This is a genomic window from Mesorhizobium sp. M4A.F.Ca.ET.020.02.1.1 (assembly GCF_004022645.1).
In the GTDB taxonomy this organism is placed as follows: domain Bacteria; phylum Pseudomonadota; class Alphaproteobacteria; order Rhizobiales; family Rhizobiaceae; genus Mesorhizobium.
Map to the genome: position 1 here is coordinate 1 of NZ_RZOI01000027.1, position 20,165 is coordinate 20,165.

The window sequence follows — 20,165 nt, forward strand, 5'->3', positions numbered from 1 at the left end:
GGCTCGGAATCATGGCCATACCCGGTGTCGGGCCTGTGGTGGCGGCCGGCTGGCTAGCTGCTACCGCAGTTGGCGCGGTGGGCGGCGCGGTGGTCGGCGGAGCCGCCGGCGGAGCCGCCGGCGGAATTGTGGGCGCACTGACGGAGTCCGGCGTTCCTGAACGCGATGCTCATGTATATGCCGAGGGCGTTCGCCGCGGCGGCAGTCTCGTGACGGCCAAAGTCGACGATCGGCTCACCGGCGAGGCTGAACGCATCCTGCGAGGCGAGCGTGCCGCCAACCTGGACGAGCGGCGAAGCGCTTACGAGGCCAGCGGGTGGACGGGATTCGACGCGACCGCAGAGCCCTATGATGACATCGAGGCCGAACGCGATCGCGTTCGCCGGACCACACCACTCTAAAAAATGAGGCCCCGTCGAATACACGACGGGGCTTTTTCTTGCCGGGCGCACGAGGCATCCAAAATTTTTTGATTGTCTGCTCATCTGGAACATCTAAGGCAATCCCACGCAGGAGCAGAGGGGATGACCCGGATCGCGACCTTCAACGTCAATGGGGTTAACGGCCGGCTCCCCGTGCTCTTTAAGTGGCTTGGCGAGACTGACTGTGACGTCGTCTGCCTTCAGGAACTGAAAACATCGAACGCAAAATTCCGATCGAGCGATTCGGGACCTCGGCTTTGGCGCAATCTGGCACGGCCAGAAATCCTATAACGGCGTGGCAATCCTGGCCCGTGGTAAGGATCCGGTCGAGCGCCGCCGCGGCTTGCCGGGCGATCCCGATGATACGCATAGCCGCTATCTCGAGGCGGAAATCGACGGTCTCATCGTCGACTGCATCTATCTGCCCAATGGCAATCCCGCGCCAGGGGCCAAAGTTCGATTACAAGCTCCGTTGGTTCGAGCGTCTCGTCACCTACAGCCAGTCGCTGTTGGGCGAGCGCACGGTGCTTTGTGGTGATTACAACGTCGTGCCCACCGAAATAGACGCCGTTGTTCCGGCGCGCTGGCTGGGCGATGCCGTCTTCTTCCCCGAATGCAGGAAAGCCTATGCCCACATGATAACCTTGGGTTGGGTGGATGCGATGCGTCGTATCCATCCAGACAAGGGCATATACACCTACTGGAACTTTTCCTATCGCGGCGGCTACGACCGAAGCTCAGGCCTGCGGATGGACCATCTGCTCGTAAGCCCGTCCCTTGCGAAGCGCATTCTGGCCGCGGGAGTCGATGTCGAGACCCGTGGATGGGAAAAGCCGAGCGATCACGCACCCGCCTGGATCGACGTCGGTTAAGACCGTTTGCGCAATTGCAGTTGCAGAAAGTCTGCCCGGCAGCCGTCGCCCACGCTTCACGTCGAAACCCTGAAAGGAGACCTCGCAGATGCCAAAGTTCGTTACGATCCAATATGGCGATCGGGCCGGATATGACCGCACGCCCCAACCCGTCAGGGATGCCGGCTCATGAACAGGACGCGAGGTTACGCTCCGAAGGCGCCCCGATAGGCAGGGCGGGGACGCCGGTACAGGTGCGCAATCCGGAGGGGTCGGGAGTGGAAACTCGCGATGGTGCGTTCATGTCGTCAGATCTGCCGATCGCCGGATTTGCCTTGATCGAAGCTGCTGACCTCACCGAGGCCATCGGCAAAATCTCGCAGGTCCCCTGTGCAGTCGCGCATGGCGTCGTCGAGGTGTGGCCCCTGGGCTGAAAACCCGGTGCAGTCTTGCTTGAATTGCTCCGCTGGGTGATGCCTGGCAGCACACCGCCGCCCCGGCCATCACCTACCTCCTCATTGGGCAGTGGGTCAGCCTAAGATGACTTGAGGCGTTCTGATAAGCCGATCTGCATAAGATTCAATGAGACAGTACCGACCCGTTGCAAGTCATCCTTGCCATTTTCCAGAGGTCGGAAGCAGGGTAAGGTTGCCTATTCGCGTTTCTGGCTCGCGGAGATCGGCGGCAGCCCCCCCTAGCCTGGACTATTCCAGGCCTGCACTTCGTAGGCCTTCGATATATCTTGAGCGGTCTTCCGCCCGTATCAGTGGGTGGTATTTCTCGACCCAGTCGATGCTGAAATTCGGCTGTAAGCGTTTGCATTCGACGAGCCCTTGGCGTGCGATTTCCAGATCACCGGCTAGTCCTGCGGCTGCCGTGAGTCAAGCGGTTCCAAAGTTCGGTCTCATCTGTACGGCCCGACGTTCAGCGCTTACCGCTTCGGCGTACCGCCCGGCGACTAGATGGCAAAGCCCTTCAACCGAAAGATTGGCCGCTTGGGTTTGATCAAGAGGACTCAATCGTCGTGCGATTTCGAGCTGACGGAGGCCATCGTCCGCAAGTCCGGCATAGCCAAATGCAACTCCCAAGATTATGTGGGCGAATACAAAGTTCGGGTTGCGCTGCAGTGCCTCGTTCAGTTCCTCCACCGCCGGCCCAAGTCGTCTCGACATCGCAAATACGTAACCCGCCGCAAAATGGGCCCATGCGTCGTCGGGATCGAGGTCAATCGCGCGTTGGGCGAGGGTGAGGGCATTGGATATGCTTGGAGCAAATTCCAAATTGCCTGAGACCACACGGGTGGCAAAGGCCCAAGCGAGTAGGCTGCGGGCGCGTGCATAGTGGGGATCAACCTCAATCGCTCGCTTCAGGAGGTTGATGCCAGTGTCCTCGTCTTGAATAACCCATGTCCAGATATAAGGCATTGCCCGGACAACACAGCCCCAGGCATCGAGACTCTCCGGCGCCTTACTTTGAAGGCGAAGGCGTTCAGCTGCGTAAATCTGCGGCTCTATCGCCGCGACAACGCTGTGAGTGATCTCGTCCTGCACGGCGAAAATATCAGAGGTGGGCCGGTCGTAGCGCTCTGCCCAGATGTGATTGCCGCTGGCCGCGTCGACAAGCTGCCCAGTTACCCGCACCCGCTCGCCAGCTTTGCGGACGCTGCCCTCCAGTATGTAGCGAACACCAAGCTCACGCGCGACCTGACGGATATCTGGCGCCTTGCCTTTGTACGCGAAGGTCGAATTGCGCGCGATAACGAAGAAGCCCCGCAGCTTGGATAAGGCCGTAATAATATCCTCGGCGACGCCGTCGCCAAAATATTCCTGTTCGGGGTCACCGCTCATGTTCAGGAACGGCAGGACAGCAATCGACGGCTTGTCGGGCTCGGCCAGTTTTCCTCCGATAGGGCCGGGCAGTGTCGGCTCTCTTTCGGGGTCACGGTCTAAGGCTACTCGATAGGCTCGCACCGGCCGTGCAATGTTTTTGAGTTCTTTGTCGCCGATATCCTCGAAATCAACCTTCAGCTTGTCGCGCACTTGTTCATATGCCGCACCCGACAGGCAAATACCGTTAGGTTCGGCGATACTTTGCAGACGGGCAGCAATATTGACACCGTCGCCCATCAGGTCGCCGTCGCTCTCTTCGATTACATCGCCAACATGGATACCTATGCGGAACTCGATACGTCTATCAGGCGGCACCCCGGCGTTGCGTTCGAGCATGGCGTTCTGCACTTCGATAGCGCAACGGACTGAATCGACAACGCTGCGGAACTCGACGAGGGTTCCGTCACCGGTGCGTTTCACCACTCGTCCGATGTATACCGCGATCGTAGGATCAACCAGGTCGCTGCGGAGGGCCCGGAGGCGCGCGAGAGTCCGATCTTCGTCCAAGCCAGCCAGTCGGCTGTATCCGACGACATCGGCTGCCAGGATCGCCGCAAGCTTGCGGGTCTCGCTCATTTGCCCCTTCCTTCACTCACCGACATAGCACAGACTCATTAGGGCTGCTTCATTTAGATCGGCTCGACCTGCAGCCGCTTCCGGTCCGCAGTGGACATTGCCGGCGATTGTTGAAAGGGCTTGGAGTGGGTCCCGCGCGGTCATCTGCGATGAGCGACTTGACCCCGTTGCGGACGTCGTGACTAGGCGCGATGATCTCAACCGCGCCAATTCGGCTTCCGGACTTAGGGGAGACACTTGTATGGCTGATTTCAACGTCGGCTTCGTGATTTTCCCCAATATCACTCAACTAGACTTCACCGGCCCGTTTGAGGTTCTGAGCCGGCTTGCAACGCCGCCCTCTATCTCGGCTCGCAGCAAGTTCCCGCAGTCGCGCACCCACGTCGTCGCGAAGACGATGTTGCCTGTCGTGAGTGACCGCGGCCTTGGCATCATGCCCAGTTGCACTTTCGAAACTTGTCCCGCGCTCGACCTCCTTTGCGTGCCGGGCGGCTCGGGCGTTGCGGAAGCGCTCGCCGATGCAGTGACGATCGACTTCATTCGCCGGCAGGGCGCGCATGCACAATACGTGACATCGGTATGCATGGGCGCGTTTCTTCTTGGCGCAGCCGGACTGCTGAAGGGGCGTCGGGCAGCGACGCATTGGGCCTATGTCGACCTATTGCCCCTGGTTGGCGCGCGACACGAAAAGGCACGTGTCGTCCGAGACGGCAACGTCTTCACGTCGGGTGGAGTCTCTGCAGGCATCGACTTCGCCTTGACCATCATTGCCGAACTTGCAGGGCCGGAGGTCGCACAAGCCATCCAACTTGGGATTGAGTACGACCCGTCGCCACCTTTCGATGCCGGCCAGCCCGACAAGGCGTCCGAGGCGGCCACGGCGCTGATGGTTCACCGCAATGAGGAGGCCCATGCGGGCATCAAGCGGGGGCTCGAGAAGGTTTCGCATAGAAAGGTGTAGGCAACTCTTCGCCTCACAGGTGTAGCTGCCGAGGTACAACAATCGTAGGTGAGCGGCCCCTGTAATGGGCGCGAAAACCCTTGCACCCGTCGCTATGGACGACGCCCGTGCCGATCGCGATGAACTCCAGTAGATGCGCGCCGGGTACAAATTTGGAGCGCGAAGTGTGAACTTGGAGAGTCGCGTCGGGCGGCTTCGACGTCAATAGCCAGGCTCTTGCGCGGTCCGGCGACAATGTGCGGGGAAATCTAGGGAGGCAGCCAGTACGGATCCAGCTGAGAGCGGCCGAGGCGCTGCAAGCGACTCGGCAATGACGGCAGCAAGCTCCACTCGCAGCGAAACTAAAGAAGCAATCGTGCGTTGGACGCGATTAAGCCATTTCGTCTTGGGATGGGGCGGGTGAGCATGGTCAAGCCAACGTCGCGTAAAGCAATTCAGGGGTCAACCGCTCGTCAAGCGAAGTCGCCTATGCGTGACCCAGCCAATTCAGAACTGCCAACTTTTCGGCCCGTCCAGCTCGCAACGCTCGTGGACGTCGTCCCTGCCGGCGACCGCTGGCTCCACGAAATGAAATATGACGGCTATCGCATTCTAGTCGCCGTCGGCAGCGGGCAAGCGCGTGCCTACACGCGATCTGGCCTGGACTGGTCTCACCGTTTTCCTTCCATTCTTTCGGAAGCCAGCAAGCTCAAGGTCGGGTCCGCCCTGATTGATGGCGAGGCCGTCGTTGTCGATGCAAACGGACGATCAAACTTCCAGGCCCTTCAAAACGCATTGAAGGGTGCGCCGGCGACCATCGACTTTTATGCCTTCGACCTCCTTCAACTCGACGGCGAAGATCTCACCAGGCGTCCTCTCCTTGATCGCAAGGAAAAGCTCCAGGCCATTTTGCCCGCGAAGAACCCGGTGCTTCGTTATTCCGATCATATCCTGGGTCGCGGAGAAGAGTTGCTCGAGCGCTTTTGCGCAGCTGGTCTCGAGGGGGTGGTTTCGAAGCTTGCCGATTCTCCTTATGTGGCGGCCCGCGGCGGAAACTGGCTCAAGATCAAGTGCATCAAGCGGCAGGAATTCGTGATTGTCGGCTGGACGCCGTCCGACAAGGTCCGCGCGTTCCGGTCATTGATCCTTGGAGTGCATGACGGGGGCAAGCTGCGTTTTGCGGGGAAAGTCGGCACTGGCTTCGACACAGCTGAGCTTTTCCGCCTCATGAAGATCATGGCACCACTCGAGCAGAAGGCCGCGACCGTCGAGGCGCCGCGAGCCGAAGTTCGCGGAGCACACTGGCTTCGGCCCAAGTTGGTGGCGGAGATTGCCTTCACAGAGATGACCAACGAAGGAACGTTGAGACATCCGAGCTACCTTGGTCTGCGCGAAGACAAGAAGGCGGCCGCAGTCGTGCTGGAGACGGAACGTCGCACAGCCAAGCTGACCGCGGCGCCGGCGAACACCATCGCTATCAGCAACCGTGACCGCGTGATCTATCCGGAGTCCAATATCACCAAAGGCCAGCTTGCCGACCACTATGCGGCCGTCGCGGAGATCATGTTGCCTTGGGTCGGCAGTCGGCCGATCAGCCTTGTTCGGTGTCCCCAGGGCCGGGCCAAGAAGTGCTTTTTCCAGAAGCATGATGCCGGAAGCTTTGGCGACAAAGTCCACCATGTCGGCATCATGGAAAAGGACGGTCACGAGGAGCCATACCTTTATGTCGACGACGCCGATGGGCTGATGACCTGCGTCCAGATGGGAACGATCGAGCTGCATGGGTGGGGCGCTCGGATAGAGGATGTCGAAAAGGCAGACCGCCTCGTCTTCGATCTCGACCCGGATGAGGGTCTCGATTTCGAAGCCGTGCGCGCCGCCGCTTTCCAGTTTCGTGATATTTTGAAATCGCTGGGACTTACGACGTTCCCGATGCTGACGGGAGGCAAAGGAGTGCATGTGATCGCGCCGCTCACCCCACAGGCCGAGTGGCCGCAAGTGAAAGACTTTGCGCATCGCCTCGCTCAAGCGGTCGCTCAAAGCGATCCCTCTCACTTCACGGCCGCGTTGTCGAAGGCCCGCCGCAAGGGTCGCATCTTTGTCGACTATTTGCGCAACCAGCGTGGGGCGACCGCGATCATGCCTTATAGCGCGAGGTCCCGACCTGGCGCTCCGGTCGCGGCGCCGATCACCTGGGCGGAGATGAAGACGATTGATGCGCCCTCGCATTTCCACGTCGGCGATGCTCCTGAACTGAAGAAACGCGCAGCTAGCAAATCTCTGGCGGGATGGGGTCGAGCCGACCAATCATTGCCGGATCTGTAGCCCCACTCCGCGAAAAGGCAGCAAGGCTGGACTAGGGGGCCTCACTGCCTTTGGCGTGATTGGAACCTGCGGAGATTGGCCCCGTTTGCCTTGAATGGCCAAAACCGATCCGCGGACAGTCGCCAGTCTGCTTAGGGAATACGCACATCGAACGTCCCTGCGCGGAGACAATCCCTATCGCACCAAGGCTTACTTGCGCGCGGCCGATAGTCTGGCTGCGTTGTCGCAGCCGCTTGATCGGATCATCGCCGCGGGCGCCCTTACCAGAATCCCGGGAATCGGGGACGCGATCGCGGACATTGTGCGCAAGCTCTATGAAACGGGTACGCATCCACGCCTTGAGACGCTGCGCGAGGAGGTGCCGGCAGGTGTGATGGAGCTTTTTACAATACCTGGCCTGCGGCCTGACAAGATCCTGAAGCTCCATCAGGCGCTCGGTGTGAACTCGTTGGCCGAGCTCGAAGCCGCGGCAAAGGCAGATCGCATCCGGCCTGTCAAAGGCCTTGGTGCTTCGCTTCAGACAAGAGTCCTGCAAAACCTGGCTGTCGCTCGAAGCGGCGAAACACAGCTTCACCTGCACAAGGCCGCCGCACTCCTTGAGCATGCAATCCTATCGGTGAAGCAAGAGCATCCCGAATTTTCGCGTGTGGAAATCGCCGGTGATTTCCGGCGCGGTTGCGAACTTGTTGCCGACCTCGCGCTGGTCGCGCTGGGCAAGAAGCGGACCGCAATCGAGCAGTCCACGCTCAGGCTTGTCGTCACGGACAAGAAGCACTTTGGCGCGAGCCTTCTCGAAGCTACGGGTTCGGCGGCCCATCTTGAGCAGTTGAAGATATACGCGGTCGCGAGAGGATTTGCCCTCAAACCCGACGGGCTCTACCGCGGGAGAAGGCTGATCGCATCAGCGACAGAGGAGGAAATCTACGGTGCGTTGGACCTGCAGTTCATCGAACCTGAACTGCGCGAAGGCAGGGACGAGATTGGGCGGGCAGCGAGGCGGCAGCTCCCTACCCTCGTCCGGGACGAAGATCTGCATGGTATCCTGCATTCTCACACGACCGCATCCGATGGTACCGAGACGCTTGAGGCAATGGCTGAAGCGACGCGCAAGCGCGGGTTCGACTACTTTGGTGTCGCCGACCATTCGCAGTCTGCCCACTACGCGGGCGGCCTCACACTGCAGGAGATTGCCGAGCAGCACCGTGAAGCGGATCGTCTGAACAAGAGGTATGGCGGAAAATTCCGTGTCCTGAAGGGCATTGAGGCCGACATCCTGGCTGACGGCTCGCTTGATTATCCGGACCACGTCTTGAAGCAGTTCGATTTCGTTGTCGCGAGCGTGCACAGCCGCTTCAAGTTGCCGAAGAAAGAACAGTCGGACCGTATCATTGAGGCAATCGCGAACCCCCTGACGACAATCATCGGGCACATGACCGGTCGCCAATTGTTGCGTCGTCCCGGCTACGAGCTCGACGTCGACAAGGTCCTCAGAGCGTGCGCGAAATATGGTGTCGCTGTCGAAATCAACGCGCATCCCTGGCGTCTCGATCTCGACTGGCGCTGGCATCAGAAGGCCCTCGACTACGGCTGCATCTTCAGCATCAATCCGGACGCCCATTCAATCCGCGAACTCGACCACATGCATTGGGGCGTCGAAATGGCCCGCAAGGGAGGTGTCCCCAGAGACCGGGTTCTCAATGCCATGGGTTTGACGGCTCTGCTTGCGCATCTTTCAAAGCGCAAGTCCGCCCGCAACGGCGGCAACCGTCACTCGCCTGCGAAGAGCCCTAGAGCCGCGTAACGAGCCGCGGTCTAGCACGAGTCGCTGCCTGGAACGCGATCCGCGGCCGGGCTCCATGCCGGAAACAGATCCGCGACCCTCACCCCCGACGTAGCATCAGGTTCTGCATGAGCCTTCAGTCTAAGCCGGTAGGACATGGACCCACTCCCGGAACGTAGGGCCTTTGTTTTCGTTGGTAGAAATGACGTTGGCAGATCCGACGGTCAATCAACCAAGGCAACAGGAGGAATTTCACATGGTCCGCAAGATACTGGCTACGGTGGCCACGGCTGCTCTCATGTCGACGGTGCTGTGCACCGCCGGTGCTTACGCCGCAAATACCGCCAAACCCGGTGCCCAGACGGAGGTCGTTGCTCCGGTCACGGATGGCAGGCTCGTTTCCAAGATCATGGGAGCCGCGGTCTACGACAGCACCGCAGATGACGCGACGAAGATCGGCGATGTTAATGACATCGTCCTCGACAAGAACGGGAACGCCAAACTCGTCGTCATTGGCGTCGGGGGTTTCCTCGGCGTGGGCGAAAAGAATGTCGCCTACGATTTCAACAAGCTTGAATGGATCAACAAGAACGGCGATCGCTGGCTGGTCGCAAAGACGACCAAAGATGAGCTTAATGCTCAGCCCAATTTCGATACGACGGCCTACGATCCTGCGGCAGCCTCGACGACCCAGCCGACCAAAAGCACGGCGGACACTCAAGCGACAACTGCCAAAACCGATACGACTGCGACGGCCTCGATCGACAAGTCGAGCTTGACCGAAATGCCCTCAGACAAAATCAGCGCGGCAAATCTGATCGGAACCAACGTTTATGGCGCAGATGATGCGAAGGTCGGCGAGATCGGCGACGTGATCCTGACAGGCGACAACAAGGTCGACTCGATAATTGTTGATGTAGGCGGCTTCCTGGGCATTGGCGAAAAGAAGGTCGCCGTCGGCATGGAGAACCTCAAGTTCTTGACCGACAAGAACGGCAATCGCTACCTCTATACGGACTTCAGCAAGGACCAGTTGGAGGCGCAAACTGCCTACGACAAGGCCACTTACGCCCAAAACCGCGATAAGCAACGGATAATCATCAACAAGTAAAGAACTACCGAAGCGCGCGTCGTCCACGGCGGGCGCTTTGGTCATCCGGTGACAGAAGCGGGCCTTGAAATTAGCCGACGAGGTTCGCCATAGCTCTGCAGATATCAGCGACCTCGTCCTGTCTGATGTCCCTCGCGTGTCGAAAGAGACGCGGTCAGAGGGGCTGGCCTGACCTCGCAGATCAGTCTTCTCCTGATATCCGCAGCATAGCGGTGACTAAGATGTATCTCATCCAAATCCTGTTGCCTCGCTCAGACAACCAGGGCCAACTGTACCCCCGAAGAGATTTCGACCGTTTGAAAGAGGAACTGGCGGCTCGCTTCGATGGCGTGACTGCCTATCTCCAGGCGCCTGCGGAGGGTCTTTGGAAGGACCGCGGAAAAACAGACAGCGACGATATCGTCATCTTCGAGGTGATGACGCCAAGCATGGATGTTTCAGATTGGCGGCGCCGACAGGGCGACCTGGAGCACCTCTTTCGGCAGGAAAATATTGTGGTCCGCTACTGGACGATAACACTTCTTTGAAGCTCAGACTCGCTGGCCGCTCCGGAACAAGACTGAGGCATTCAGCTTGCGAGACGATAGGCCTGGTCGCACCTGGCACCGACGCTCAATGTCATCGTCAAGACGCATGATCGGCATCATCCAGATCGCACTGCCATTGTATCAATGACGACCGGCGCCTCCACCGACACGGTCGTCTCCCACGATCGCGGCTCGGATAGGTCGCACCACGGGCAAAGGCATCTCGGGCAACCTTTCTCGCTATTACCCTGCCCCCCTGCTTTATCTTGTGGTCGTCCTGCTATTTTCCGCCAATGTGATCAACATTGGTGCCGACTTAAGCGCGATGGCTGATGCGCTCAACCTTCTGATCGGAGGGCCTAGCTCGGTCTATGTCCTGGGGTTTGCGCTGGTCAGCGTGGCGGCAATCGTGTTCCTCAAATACAGCCGTTACGTGAAAATCCTTAAATGGACCACGCTTAGCCTGTTCGCCTATGTCGTGGCGATGTTCGCTGCAAACGTTCCGTGGCGCGAAGCGGCAAATGGGGTGTTGATTCCGCACGTCGAATGGAACGGCACGTTCTTCACGACGCTGCTTGCCATCTTGGGCACAACCATTTCTCCCTACCTGTTTTTCTGGCAGGCTTCGCAAGAGGTCGAGGAGGAAAAGCTCGATCCTTCCGCCAAGCCCCTGAAATGGGCACCGTGGCAGGCTCGAAAAGCGTTCGGGCGGATTCGCGCTGACACACTGGTTGGGATGGCCCTGTCCAACCTTATTGCCATCGCCATCATCTTCACCACTGCTGCGACGCTCAACAAGGCAGGGGTAACCGATATCTCCTCTTCCACGGACGCGGCGAAGGCATTGGAACCGGTGGCCGGCAAATTCGCCTTCATCATCTTTGCGGCCGGAATCATCGGTACCGGGTTACTGGCCGTTCCGGTGCTCGCGGGATCGGCCGCCTTCGCAGTCGGCGAGGCCCTACACTGGAAGGTTGGCCTGGCCCGTGAACCGAAGGAGGCAGTGGCTTTCTATGGGACGCTTACCATAGCCGCGGCTCTTGGCACCGGCATCATGTTCACGCCAATCGACCCGATCAAGGCGCTTTATTGGAGCGCCGTAATCAACGGCATCTGCGCGGTGCCGGTGATGGTCGTAATGATGCTTATGGCTGGCCGGGCCGACATAATGGGAGACTTCCCCATACGAGGGTGGCTCCGTTCCCTGGGGTGGCTCTCGACCGTAGCCATGACGCTATGCGTCGTTGGTTTGGCGGCTCAGTGGCTACTGTGACCGCTTTCGAATTCCGGGAGCGGTGGATGAGCAAGCCGATAGAGAAACGGCCTGTCAGCTATGACGCTGAGGTCTGGGCAAAAAAATATGGCCCGACGCTCAAGCAGGCCAAGACGATCATCAGTTCAAACGGCTGTGACGTTGGCGCTGCCGCATTCATTCGCGTTTGGTAATGAGGGGCATTAGATCGCCAGCCCGCCGACGGCCGACACCTGGTGGCGCGCCTTGAGGTATCTCACTTCATGGAGTAGCGAATTCCAATAGGTGCCGATCAGCACCATACTGGTCGCCGCTCGCATAGAAGGCACAAGGCCGCGTTTGACCTTGACGCACAAGCCGACGGCATTCGTTCCGGCGACTTCGCCACACCCGAGGCGAAATTCCTGCGCGGCTGGCCTGCTGCTGGCGGCCGGAACTGGCGGTCACGCCACGCGTTCTCCAAAGATCTTTCGGCAATGAAGATTGGGAGCGCGCTATGGGCCTGTTTACGAAGGACATCAAGACAATGGACGATCTGTTCCTGCACGTTTTGCAGGACATCTACTATGCTGAAAAACAGATTCTGAAGGCGCTCCCCGATATGGTTGAAAAGGCCACCAACCGGGATTTGACGGCGGCTTTCAAAGCCCACCTCGCCGAGACGCAAAAGCACGTCCAACGGCTGGAGCAAGCCTTCGAGCTTATCGGTGAAAACCCGAAGGGGACGACCTGCCCGGCGATCGATGGCATCATCAAGGAAGCCAACGGGATCGCAGGCGAGGTTGCCGAGAAGAAAGTGCTCGACGCCGCCCTGATTGCCGCCGCACAGGCCGTCGAGCATTATGAGATTGCCCGCTACGGAACTCTGATTGCGTGGGCTCAGCAGAGCGGCAACGAAGCCGTCGCCCGACTTCTCACTGCGACCCTCAACGAGGAAAAGGCGGCCGACAAGAAGCTCACCACCATCGCCGAACGGAAAGTCAACGAGAAGGCGTCGACTTGATCGATGCGCTTGGGGACGCTTGCATGAACGCGCGCGCTGAACTCACCCGATCCCTTTGGATGAAGGTCGACGTCTATCCCGATGCGCCGAAATTCTCGGGCAAGAAGAGCTGTGACACAGTCATCATAGGAGCGGGGATCGCCGGACTGTCGATCGCTCACGAACTGGCCAACATCGGCCAGAAGGTCATCGTCATCGATCGCGGAACGATCGCCGGCGGTATGACATCGCGAACCACGGCGCATCTGGCGCCGATCTGTGACGATGGGCTCAGCGCGTTGATCAACCTGCGGGGTGAAGACGTTGCAAGGCTGTTCCAGCAAAGTCAGGAGGCCGCGGTCGCCCGCATCGAGGAAAACGTCTCGGAGTTACGGATCGACTGCAATTTTCGCAGGTTGGACGCGTTTCTGTTTCCGGCGATGGGTATCGACCCCAAGGACGCCCGCGATCAACGCCAGCAAGAATTCGATGCGGCACGAAAGGTCGGGGCCGCTGTCGAACTGGTAACTGGCTTGCCGCTCAAGGGCTTCGAGGAGGCGCCGGTCCTGTGCTACCCCAACCAGGCGACTTTCCATCCGTTGAGATATCTGCGTGGGCTTGCGGGATCGATCCGCGAAAGCGGCTCCCTCATTTTCGCCGACAGCGCCGCGACCTCCGTCGAGGAACTGCCCGAGGACGGCGTGCGAGTCTCCACCGAGAACAGCGGCGTGATTGAAGCGGGATCGGCCGTCGTCGCCACGAACTCGCCGATCAACGATCGCTTTCAGCTGCACACCAAGATGTCGCCCTACCGGACCTACGCGATTGCTTTCACATTGCCGAAGGGTGCGCTCCCCGATGCGTTGTTCTGGGACACGGGCGATCCTTACCACTACGTCCGAATGAATCCCGGTCCCGGCTCGGTTGACTATCTGATCGCAGGCGGAGCCGACCACAAATCCGGCGAATCCGACGACGGCGACATTCGTTTCGAGGCAATCGAGGCCTGGATAAGAGCGCTCGTGCCAAGCTTGGGCAAAGAGGTCACGCGCTGGTCGGGGCAGGTTCTGGACACCATCGACTATTGCGCCTTCATCGGCCTCAATCCCGGCAGCAAGTCGGTCTATGTCGTCACCGGCGATTCCGGCCAGGGAATAACGCATGGCGCGCTGTCCGGCTTGCTGGTGAAGGATATGATTTCGGGCAAGGAGAACCCGTGGGCCGAGGTCTACGACCCGTCGCGCAACACACCCTCCGGAGTGATCAACTATGTTCGTGAAAACCTGTCCGCGGTCAAAAATCTCGCCGGCTATTTGCTTCCGGGTGACTTGAAGTCACTGGCCGAGCTTGCCCCTGGCCAAGGCGGGGTCCTGCGGGACGGACTGCGCAAGATCGCAGCCTGCCGCGATATGGCTGGAAAGCTCTATCTGAATTCCGCCGTCTGCACGCATTCTGGATGCGAAGTGGCCTGGAATTCCACCGAGCAGTGCTGGGACTGCTGCTGTCATGGCTCCCATTTTGCTCCCGACGGCATCGTGCTCAACGGGCCGGCCGTTGGTCGTCTCAACCCCGTGGACGCACCGGCGGGAGGAACATGATGCCCATACTTGAGCGCGGCAAAACACTCGTCGAGAAGATCACCGGCTGGCAACGACCCTCAAGCGACGAGCTCGGTTGGCTGGTGCGCCAGCGCAAGGCCAATGCATTCCGCTTCGAGGACGACGGCATCATCCCCAATCATCCCCACTGGCCGTTGGTCGTCTATCGCGGCGTCGTGAAACTGCCTGCCGAATTCGATCCGGCCGCAATCTTCGAGGAGCTCTTCGAGCGCAACAACTGGAAGGGGTCCTGGCGAAACGGCATCTACGATTATGCGCATTACCATTCCCGCATACATGAGGTTCTTGGCGTCGCTCGCGGATCGGCAAAGGTGCAGTTCGGAGGCAAGCATGGCCGCACGCTCACCATCAAGGCGGCAGACGTCGCTATTTTGCCAGCAGGCACTGGTCACCAGTGCCTCGCGGCGAGCGAAGACTTTCTCGTGGTTGGCGCCTACCCGCCCAACGGCACATACGATGAATGTTCTAGGAGCGAGGACCATGCCCACGCCGTCAAGACCATTTTCAAGGTCGCTAAACCACGACAGGATCCCGTCTACGGTGGCAGCGGTCCGCTTTTCGACATTTGGAAAGCATTTCGGTAAGCGCTGAGCGCTTCCGCCCATTTCCTCTGGATGCCTCGATGGCGGGCGGACAAAGGACCGCGCCAATGCACTTCGCCTAAGGAGCAACTGGCTCTGATCGCCGTTAAGACGGACAGAGATTATGCAATGGACATCAACGTTCCCAGGAAAGACATAGGCCTTGACGAGCGACGTAAGCGCCGCAGGCTGCGCCGCGAAAAGCAGCGCGCAGAGAACGTGGGGCGCGCGGAAAAAATGCACCTCGCACGGCTGGCGGGCAAAGGGCCCGGCCGCCATTCGACCGAGTTGGCAAACTCCGCCTATGTCGGCTGCTCCGGATGGTTCTACTGGAAATGGCGCGGAAAGTTCTATCCGGCTGAGATGCCAACCTCCGAATGGTTTACTCATTATGCGCAGCAGTTCGACACCGTCGAAATAAACGCATCCTTCTATTCCTGGCCGACCGTCGCGAATGTGAAAACCTGGCTTCGTCAGCCCGGAACGCGCGCGTTCGTTTACACCATAAAAGTCTGTGAGCTGATCACTCACGTCAAGAGATTCGAGGATACCGAAACCCTGGTAAAAGATTTTGGACTTATAGGCGATATCCTTGGCAAGCGGATGGGCTGCTTTCTCTTCCAGCTTCCGCCAAGCTATCGCTTCACCGAGGAGAGGCTCCGCGCCATTCTGAGCCAGCTCGACCACACGCGACGCAACGTTGTGGAATTTCGTCATGCCAGCTGGTGGAACGAGACCGTCTATTCCGCCTTCCGCGAGAGCGGCACGATATTCTGTTCCTGCAGCGGTCCACGGCTTCCGGACGTTCTGGTTCGCACAGCCAACGATATTTACCTCCGAATGCACGGTCCGGAGCGCTGGTACAGGCACGCCTATTCCGAAGGCGAGTTAGCCGAATGGGCCGAGAGGATCAAGAACAGCGGCGCGCGGAGAGCCTGGGTTTATTTCAACAACGACTATGAAGGCTTTGCGCCCGGCAACGCTTTGACCATGCGCCGGCTGCTTGATCAAACAGGCTTCGATCAAGCTCCGTCCGAAGTGGAATGTTTCCGTGGCGGCTCCGTCATCATAGTATGAGATCCGCGTCCGATGAACCCGCCAACAAAGCGCAGTTCCTGCAAATGCCAGATAAGGCGGTGCGCACGTCCAATCGTTTCGGGCGCTTTCCTACGTTGGCTCGGTTCCCGCTGTTGCTCTGCGTCCGCTCGGTCGGTTCAGCTTTCGAGCACCAGCGATGCTTTCACCAATTCCACTGCTGCAGCACGCCGCTCCGGGCCGGCTGCAGCCTTCAACGATCCTGCCGCGCGCCTGATCCACCGCGAGCGCCAACAACCGTCGATAAAGGCCCAAGCCGATACGCGCGAAAAATGACGGTGGTGTTGGCGGGCGGCAGGTCGAGCCCGTCTCAATGATATTGGCCGCCCTCGCCATAGGCGAAGGCGACCATCGCGTCTTCATTTTCAGCAAAGGAAAAGCCCGCGTCGCCGCGGGCTTACTGATGGCTGCGTATCGGACACTCAGGCTTTGTCGACGAGGTTCTTCACCGCGTCTTTGACCTGACCCTTCGCAACCTGCCCCTTGCCCTTGGTTTCCTGGACTTTGCCCTTGGCCTGTTCTTCGTGGTTGTCCACGGCCTTGCCTACAGCCTGGCGAGCCTTTCCAGCGACTTCGTTGGCCTTGCCTTTAACCTTGTCCGACGTGCTTCCCATGACCAGCTCCTTCTTAATTCAGGCAATCACTCGGTTAAGGAATTTACGCCTCGACAATTGGTTCCACAGCGACTAGCCGCAAGCTACCGGTCGGCTTGAGTGGGAGACCGGCGCTGAAGTTAGACCTCAGCATCGGACGCGCTGACCGAGACGGACGTTGGATGCGCACGGGTCGACCGCAAAGGAGAGAATGCGGCAACAGCCGCATGCCAGCCTTTCGCGGCCGGGCCAAAGCCGCCACTCACCGCTCCCCCTTACCGGCCCTCAGCTACCTGGCTCTGGGACATCAAGTATATGGCGGATGCCCTCGCCCCTCCACTCCGAATCCGATGCCTGGTTATAGCCAGATCGAAATCAGAACGAGGGTCACGCTTTCTGTTCCGCCGCCAGCCGGAGCCAACGGAACCTAATTCACCCGGCCCTGTTTCGGAGTGAGCGGCCGAAGAGGACACACATATGAAATCAAAATCATCGCGGGACATGCCAGGTCCGAAACCCCGTAAGGACAAAGAGCGGGATACCCGAGAGGCGGTGAGCAAGACGCCCGACAAAACCAATGATTGGGATCGCGACCTCGTTCATGGCGATGGTGAAAGCGCCGGGATAAAATCCGAGCAGGGCACGAACTCAAAATAATTCGGAGACGGGTACAGCAAGCTGGGTGGAAGTCCCCGCGCGACGCACTGTTTGCCCGCTTTGAGGCCTCGCTGCTCGGGGGATAGACGAGCCCCATGATTTTCAGACTTACCTTCCTCGGCACCTCGGCCAGCGTTCCCTCTGCGGATCGCAATCACCCTGCCCTACTTGTGGAGGCAGGCGGCCACCGAATTTTGGTCGACTGCGGAGAAGGCACGCAGCGCCAGTTGCTGCGCAGCGGCGCCGGCTTGCGGCGGCTTCATCGCTTGCTCCTCACGCACGCGCATTTCGACCATATACTTGGGATCCCCGGCCTGTTCTCTACGCTCCGGTTGGGGCAAAGCGAGGAGCTCCTCACCGTCCATGGAGGCCCGGACACCCTCGACGTCGTCGTGCGCATGCTGGCCGGCCTGTGGGGTGAAGGACGAGCGCCGATCCCACTAAGGCTTGAGCCGCTGACGCCCGGTCGGTTTTTCGACGCGGATGAATTCACGATCGACTGCTTTCAGGTTCGCCACCGCGACACGGATAGCTATGGCTTCGTGCTCGAAACGCCCCCGCGCCGCCACCTTCGCGCCGATTACCTGGCGTCTCTGGGCGTGCCAAATGGTCCAATCAGGAAGGAACTGGTGGAAGGCCGGGCTATTACCCTGGCGGATGGCCGAACGGTTGCTTCCGAAGACGTGTTGGGTCCGCTGGAAGCAGGCAAGAAGCTCGTGATCATCGGCGACACAGAGTCCACCGATGGGCTGGCGGAACATGTCCGCGGCGCTGACCTTTTGGTGATCGAGGCCACCTTCCTGGACCGAGATGCGGCCATGGCGCGCGATTACGGACATCTCACGGCTGCGCAGGCGGCATCTCTGGCGACGACGAGCAATGTGAATCAGCTCGTTCTCACGCATATCTCCGGCCGATATGCCGACGAAGAAATCCTCGCGGAGGCCGTGCGGGCATTTCCGAACAGCCGGATTGCGGCTGATCTCGACGTGCTCACCATATAACCGCTACGATGACATTCAGGATAGGCATCATCTCCGACACCCACGGCCTGCTGAGGCCGGAGGCGGAACGACACCTGGCCGGGGTCGACCACATCATCCATGGCGGGGACATTGGCAGTCCTGAAATCATTGCCGCGCTGCAGCAGATCGCACCAGTCACCGCGATAAGAGGAAACGTCGATACAGCTGGGTGGGCTGCGACCTACGCCGACACCGCGTTGGTGCGGCTGGCAGGCCGAACGCTCTACGTCCTCCATGATCTAAAGACGCTGCAGGTCTCACCAGCGGCACTCGGTATCGACATGGTCGTGTCGGGTCACTCCCATGTGCCGAAACTCAAAACCGTTGACGGCGTGCTCTATCTTAATCCGGGCAGCGCCGGTCGCCGTCGTTTCAAGTTGCCGATCACGCTTGCGACGGTTGATATCACGCCTGACGGTCTACAGCCCGTCATTCAGGATCTCAGCAGCAGCTAATGCGCCGGCTCAAGGCGATCGCATGCCAAGCGTGACGGCCTCCGCAAGCCACCATCACCTCAAATTGGCTTCGTGAACCGGCCGAAATGGAGAGTTCGACAATGCCTTTTATGCGACTGACATCGAGGCGCTGACGTAACGTTTGGCGCGAGCAAGTTTTGCGCTCGCAGCCAACGCAAATTGGGCGTATCGTGGCATATCGTCGGTTGCTAATAAATGAGCCGGCGACTGAGAGCGCAAGACTCCCGCATCGGACTGGGCGCGCTCGAACCACAACTACTCGTTGCGCTCACGAGACCATCTGCCTCCGCCGAACCTCTTTTGCCCGGTTCCGCCCAGAATTGTCGTTTGCAATTCGGAAGAGGAGCGTTCCGATGCGGATTATTCAAAATCGTCGCACCTTCCTGGCCGGCGCTACGGCGACCGGCGCCGCAAGTCTCATCGGTGCAACGACTGAGGCCTGGGCCGAGGCGCCCCCGGAAACGGCTAGCGTGCGCCTGGGCCGCTGGGTAGGTGGCGCTTATTGCTGGGGTTCGCTCTATCTCGCCGGAGAATTGCTGCGCGCAGACGGCATAACCGACGTCCGCTACGTCCAAGGAGACACCAAGGTCGACAACACGCTGTGGCTCGGCGGCGGAGTGACGGATTTCGATTTCAACATGCCGACGATGCATATCCGGTCCATCGATGCAGGAGCACCTATCAAGATATTGACCGGCGTGCACATGGGTTGCTGGGAGTTGCGGGCCAGCGACAGAGTCAACGGCGTTGCTGACCTGAAGGGCAAGCGGGTGGGGATTTGGGCCCTGAACGACCACCCACACGTATTCCTTAGCCTGATCGTCAACTACGTTGGGCTGGATCCCGGCCACGACATCGAATGGGTCGTGGGGCCCTCGCCGATGCAGGATTTCATCGACGGCAAGGTCGATGCCTTCCTCGCCGACACCAGCGCGTTCTCGAAGGTCCGTTCCGATAAGATAGGCCACACGATTGTCAGTAACTTGGTCGACCGTCCATGGTCGGAATATTACTGCTGCATGGTCGCAGGCAGGGCGGACTATGTAGAAAAATACCCGCTGGCGACCAAGCGTGTACTGCGAGCCATCCTCAAGGCTGCAGATTTCTGTGCGTCCGACCCGACCTCGGCGGCGCGTGCGCTGGTCGATCGCGGCTTTCTGCCGAGCTACGACCTTGCACTGACGACCCTGCAGAATACCGCGCACGACAAATGGCGGGCCTATGATGCCGAGGATTCGGTCCGCTTCTATGCGCTCCGCATGAAGGAGACGGGCATGATCAAGTCGAGCCCGCAGACAATCCTGGCCGCCGGCACGGATTTCCGTTTCCTCAACGAGCTAAAGCGAGAGCTGAAGATGTGAGCATCTGACACGGGTCAGCGTTCTCGGTGTCACACTGGCCAGTATTTGGAAGGGAGGTTCCCATGCGTACCCAATGCGCCGGACGGTTCAGCCGACGGAGGTT

18 protein-coding genes and 2 pseudogenes are annotated in these 20,165 nt (G+C 59.6%); 18 read left to right on the forward strand and 2 right to left on the reverse strand.

The annotated features are described in order from the left end of the window. The 3 genes and pseudogenes from EN742_RS03750 to EN742_RS39120 form a co-directional block, all read left to right on the forward strand. A pseudogene (locus EN742_RS03750) lies at nucleotides 1-401 on the forward strand (hypothetical protein); the annotation flags it as partial. 123 nt (nucleotides 402-524) lie between these two features. Further along, nucleotides 525-1,294 (forward strand): annotated as a pseudogene (gene xth / locus EN742_RS03755) (exodeoxyribonuclease III). A 257-nt stretch (nucleotides 1,295-1,551) separates the two neighbouring features. After that, on the forward strand, nucleotides 1,552-1,707 hold the full coding sequence (locus EN742_RS39120; protein ID WP_245455599.1) for a hypothetical protein: 156 nt from the start codon (nucleotides 1,552-1,554) through the stop codon (nucleotides 1,705-1,707). 447 nt (nucleotides 1,708-2,154) lie between these two features. Here EN742_RS39120 and EN742_RS03765 read toward each other — a convergent pair whose 3' ends face one another. After that, nucleotides 2,155-3,738 (reverse strand): adenylate/guanylate cyclase domain-containing protein, encoded by a 1,584-nt coding sequence (locus EN742_RS03765; protein ID WP_128332447.1) that lies wholly within the window; start codon nucleotides 3,736-3,738, stop codon nucleotides 2,155-2,157. A 241-nt stretch (nucleotides 3,739-3,979) separates the two neighbouring features. On the opposite strand from EN742_RS03765, the gene EN742_RS03770 reads away from it, so the two are divergent. The 11 genes from EN742_RS03770 (at nucleotide 3,980) to EN742_RS03820 (ending at nucleotide 15,932) form a co-directional block, all read left to right on the forward strand. After that, nucleotides 3,980-4,699 carry a DJ-1/PfpI family protein gene (locus EN742_RS03770; RefSeq protein WP_126056316.1) on the forward strand — a complete coding sequence of 240 codons (720 nt, stop codon included), beginning with the start codon at nucleotides 3,980-3,982 and terminating at the stop codon, nucleotides 4,697-4,699. A 405-nt stretch (nucleotides 4,700-5,104) separates the two neighbouring features. Further along, a complete protein-coding gene (ligD, locus tag EN742_RS03780) occupies nucleotides 5,105-7,003 on the forward strand; it encodes a DNA ligase D (protein WP_128332453.1) in 1,899 nt (632 codons plus the stop codon). A gap of 94 nt (nucleotides 7,004-7,097) precedes the next feature. Beyond that, nucleotides 7,098-8,804, forward strand: coding sequence for a DNA polymerase/3'-5' exonuclease PolX (locus EN742_RS03785; RefSeq protein ID WP_126056318.1), 1,707 nt, complete (start codon nucleotides 7,098-7,100; stop codon nucleotides 8,802-8,804). 235 nt (nucleotides 8,805-9,039) lie between these two features. Further along, on the forward strand, nucleotides 9,040-9,894 hold the full coding sequence (locus tag EN742_RS03790; RefSeq protein ID WP_128332448.1) for a PRC-barrel domain-containing protein: 855 nt from the start codon (nucleotides 9,040-9,042) through the stop codon (nucleotides 9,892-9,894). A gap of 221 nt (nucleotides 9,895-10,115) precedes the next feature. Next, entirely contained in the window at nucleotides 10,116-10,421 is a 306-nt protein-coding gene (locus EN742_RS03795; RefSeq protein WP_126056319.1) for a hypothetical protein, read from the forward strand. A 196-nt stretch (nucleotides 10,422-10,617) separates the two neighbouring features. Next, nucleotides 10,618-11,694: a divalent metal cation transporter gene (locus EN742_RS03800; protein WP_348632846.1), complete on the forward strand. Its 1,077-nt coding sequence runs from the start codon at nucleotides 10,618-10,620 to the stop codon at nucleotides 11,692-11,694. Between the two features lie 26 nt (nucleotides 11,695-11,720). Continuing rightward, nucleotides 11,721-11,867 carry a hypothetical protein gene (locus tag EN742_RS37855; RefSeq protein WP_189375164.1) on the forward strand — a complete coding sequence of 49 codons (147 nt, stop codon included), beginning with the start codon at nucleotides 11,721-11,723 and terminating at the stop codon, nucleotides 11,865-11,867. A gap of 302 nt (nucleotides 11,868-12,169) precedes the next feature. Continuing rightward, nucleotides 12,170-12,676 carry a ferritin-like domain-containing protein gene (locus tag EN742_RS03805; protein ID WP_126056321.1) on the forward strand — a complete coding sequence of 169 codons (507 nt, stop codon included), beginning with the start codon at nucleotides 12,170-12,172 and terminating at the stop codon, nucleotides 12,674-12,676. A gap of 23 nt (nucleotides 12,677-12,699) precedes the next feature. After that, nucleotides 12,700-14,253, forward strand: a complete 1,554-nt coding sequence (locus EN742_RS03810; RefSeq protein ID WP_128332449.1) for an FAD-dependent oxidoreductase — start codon at nucleotides 12,700-12,702, stop codon at nucleotides 14,251-14,253. Continuing rightward, nucleotides 14,253-14,858 carry a cupin gene (locus EN742_RS03815; protein ID WP_128332450.1) on the forward strand — a complete coding sequence of 202 codons (606 nt, stop codon included), beginning with the start codon at nucleotides 14,253-14,255 and terminating at the stop codon, nucleotides 14,856-14,858. Before EN742_RS03810 ends, EN742_RS03815 begins: the two co-directional genes overlap by 1 nt. A 126-nt stretch (nucleotides 14,859-14,984) precedes the next feature. Next, on the forward strand, nucleotides 14,985-15,932 hold the full coding sequence (locus EN742_RS03820; protein ID WP_128332451.1) for a DUF72 domain-containing protein: 948 nt from the start codon (nucleotides 14,985-14,987) through the stop codon (nucleotides 15,930-15,932). Nucleotides 15,933-16,372: 440 nt separating this feature from the next. Here the strand turns inward: EN742_RS03820 and EN742_RS03825 are convergent, their stop codons facing one another. Continuing rightward, nucleotides 16,373-16,564, reverse strand: a complete 192-nt coding sequence (locus EN742_RS03825; RefSeq protein ID WP_126056325.1) for a CsbD family protein — start codon at nucleotides 16,562-16,564, stop codon at nucleotides 16,373-16,375. Between the two features lie 456 nt (nucleotides 16,565-17,020). Between EN742_RS03825 and EN742_RS03830 the strand changes: the two genes are divergently transcribed. From EN742_RS03830 to EN742_RS03845, 4 genes are all read left to right on the forward strand, one after another. Continuing rightward, complete coding sequence (locus EN742_RS03830) at nucleotides 17,021-17,200, forward strand: hypothetical protein (protein ID WP_128332452.1); 180 nt, start codon at nucleotides 17,021-17,023, stop codon at nucleotides 17,198-17,200. Nucleotides 17,201-17,298: 98 nt separating this feature from the next. Next, nucleotides 17,299-18,204 (forward strand): ribonuclease Z, encoded by a 906-nt coding sequence (locus EN742_RS03835; RefSeq protein WP_126059228.1) that lies wholly within the window; start codon nucleotides 17,299-17,301, stop codon nucleotides 18,202-18,204. 8 nt (nucleotides 18,205-18,212) lie between these two features. Next, on the forward strand, nucleotides 18,213-18,680 hold the full coding sequence (locus EN742_RS03840) for a metallophosphoesterase family protein (protein ID WP_126056326.1): 468 nt from the start codon (nucleotides 18,213-18,215) through the stop codon (nucleotides 18,678-18,680). A gap of 374 nt (nucleotides 18,681-19,054) precedes the next feature. Next, nucleotides 19,055-20,062 (forward strand): ABC transporter substrate-binding protein, encoded by a 1,008-nt coding sequence (locus EN742_RS03845; protein WP_126056327.1) that lies wholly within the window; start codon nucleotides 19,055-19,057, stop codon nucleotides 20,060-20,062. Nucleotides 20,063-20,165 lie beyond the last annotated feature (103 nt).

Coding starts and splice junctions, on each gene's coding strand:
- EN742_RS03765 (WP_128332447.1), bottom strand. CDS start 3,738: ATGAGCGAGACCCGCAAGCTTGCGGCGATCCTGGCAGCCGATGTCGTC.
- EN742_RS03770 (WP_126056316.1), top strand. CDS start 3,980: ATGGCTGATTTCAACGTCGGCTTCGTGATTTTCCCCAATATCACTCAA.
- ligD (WP_128332453.1), top strand. CDS start 5,105: ATGGTCAAGCCAACGTCGCGTAAAGCAATTCAGGGGTCAACCGCTCGT.
- EN742_RS03785 (WP_126056318.1), top strand. CDS start 7,098: ATGGCCAAAACCGATCCGCGGACAGTCGCCAGTCTGCTTAGGGAATAC.
- EN742_RS03790 (WP_128332448.1), top strand. CDS start 9,040: ATGGTCCGCAAGATACTGGCTACGGTGGCCACGGCTGCTCTCATGTCG.
- EN742_RS03795 (WP_126056319.1), top strand. CDS start 10,116: ATGTATCTCATCCAAATCCTGTTGCCTCGCTCAGACAACCAGGGCCAA.
- EN742_RS37855 (WP_189375164.1), top strand. CDS start 11,721: ATGAGCAAGCCGATAGAGAAACGGCCTGTCAGCTATGACGCTGAGGTC.
- EN742_RS03805 (WP_126056321.1), top strand. CDS start 12,170: ATGGGCCTGTTTACGAAGGACATCAAGACAATGGACGATCTGTTCCTG.
- EN742_RS03810 (WP_128332449.1), top strand. CDS start 12,700: ATGAACGCGCGCGCTGAACTCACCCGATCCCTTTGGATGAAGGTCGAC.
- EN742_RS03815 (WP_128332450.1), top strand. CDS start 14,253: ATGCCCATACTTGAGCGCGGCAAAACACTCGTCGAGAAGATCACCGGC.
- EN742_RS03820 (WP_128332451.1), top strand. CDS start 14,985: ATGGACATCAACGTTCCCAGGAAAGACATAGGCCTTGACGAGCGACGT.
- EN742_RS03825 (WP_126056325.1), bottom strand. CDS start 16,564: ATGGGAAGCACGTCGGACAAGGTTAAAGGCAAGGCCAACGAAGTCGCT.
- EN742_RS03830 (WP_128332452.1), top strand. CDS start 17,021: ATGAAATCAAAATCATCGCGGGACATGCCAGGTCCGAAACCCCGTAAG.
- EN742_RS03840 (WP_126056326.1), top strand. CDS start 18,213: ATGACATTCAGGATAGGCATCATCTCCGACACCCACGGCCTGCTGAGG.
- EN742_RS03845 (WP_126056327.1), top strand. CDS start 19,055: ATGCGGATTATTCAAAATCGTCGCACCTTCCTGGCCGGCGCTACGGCG.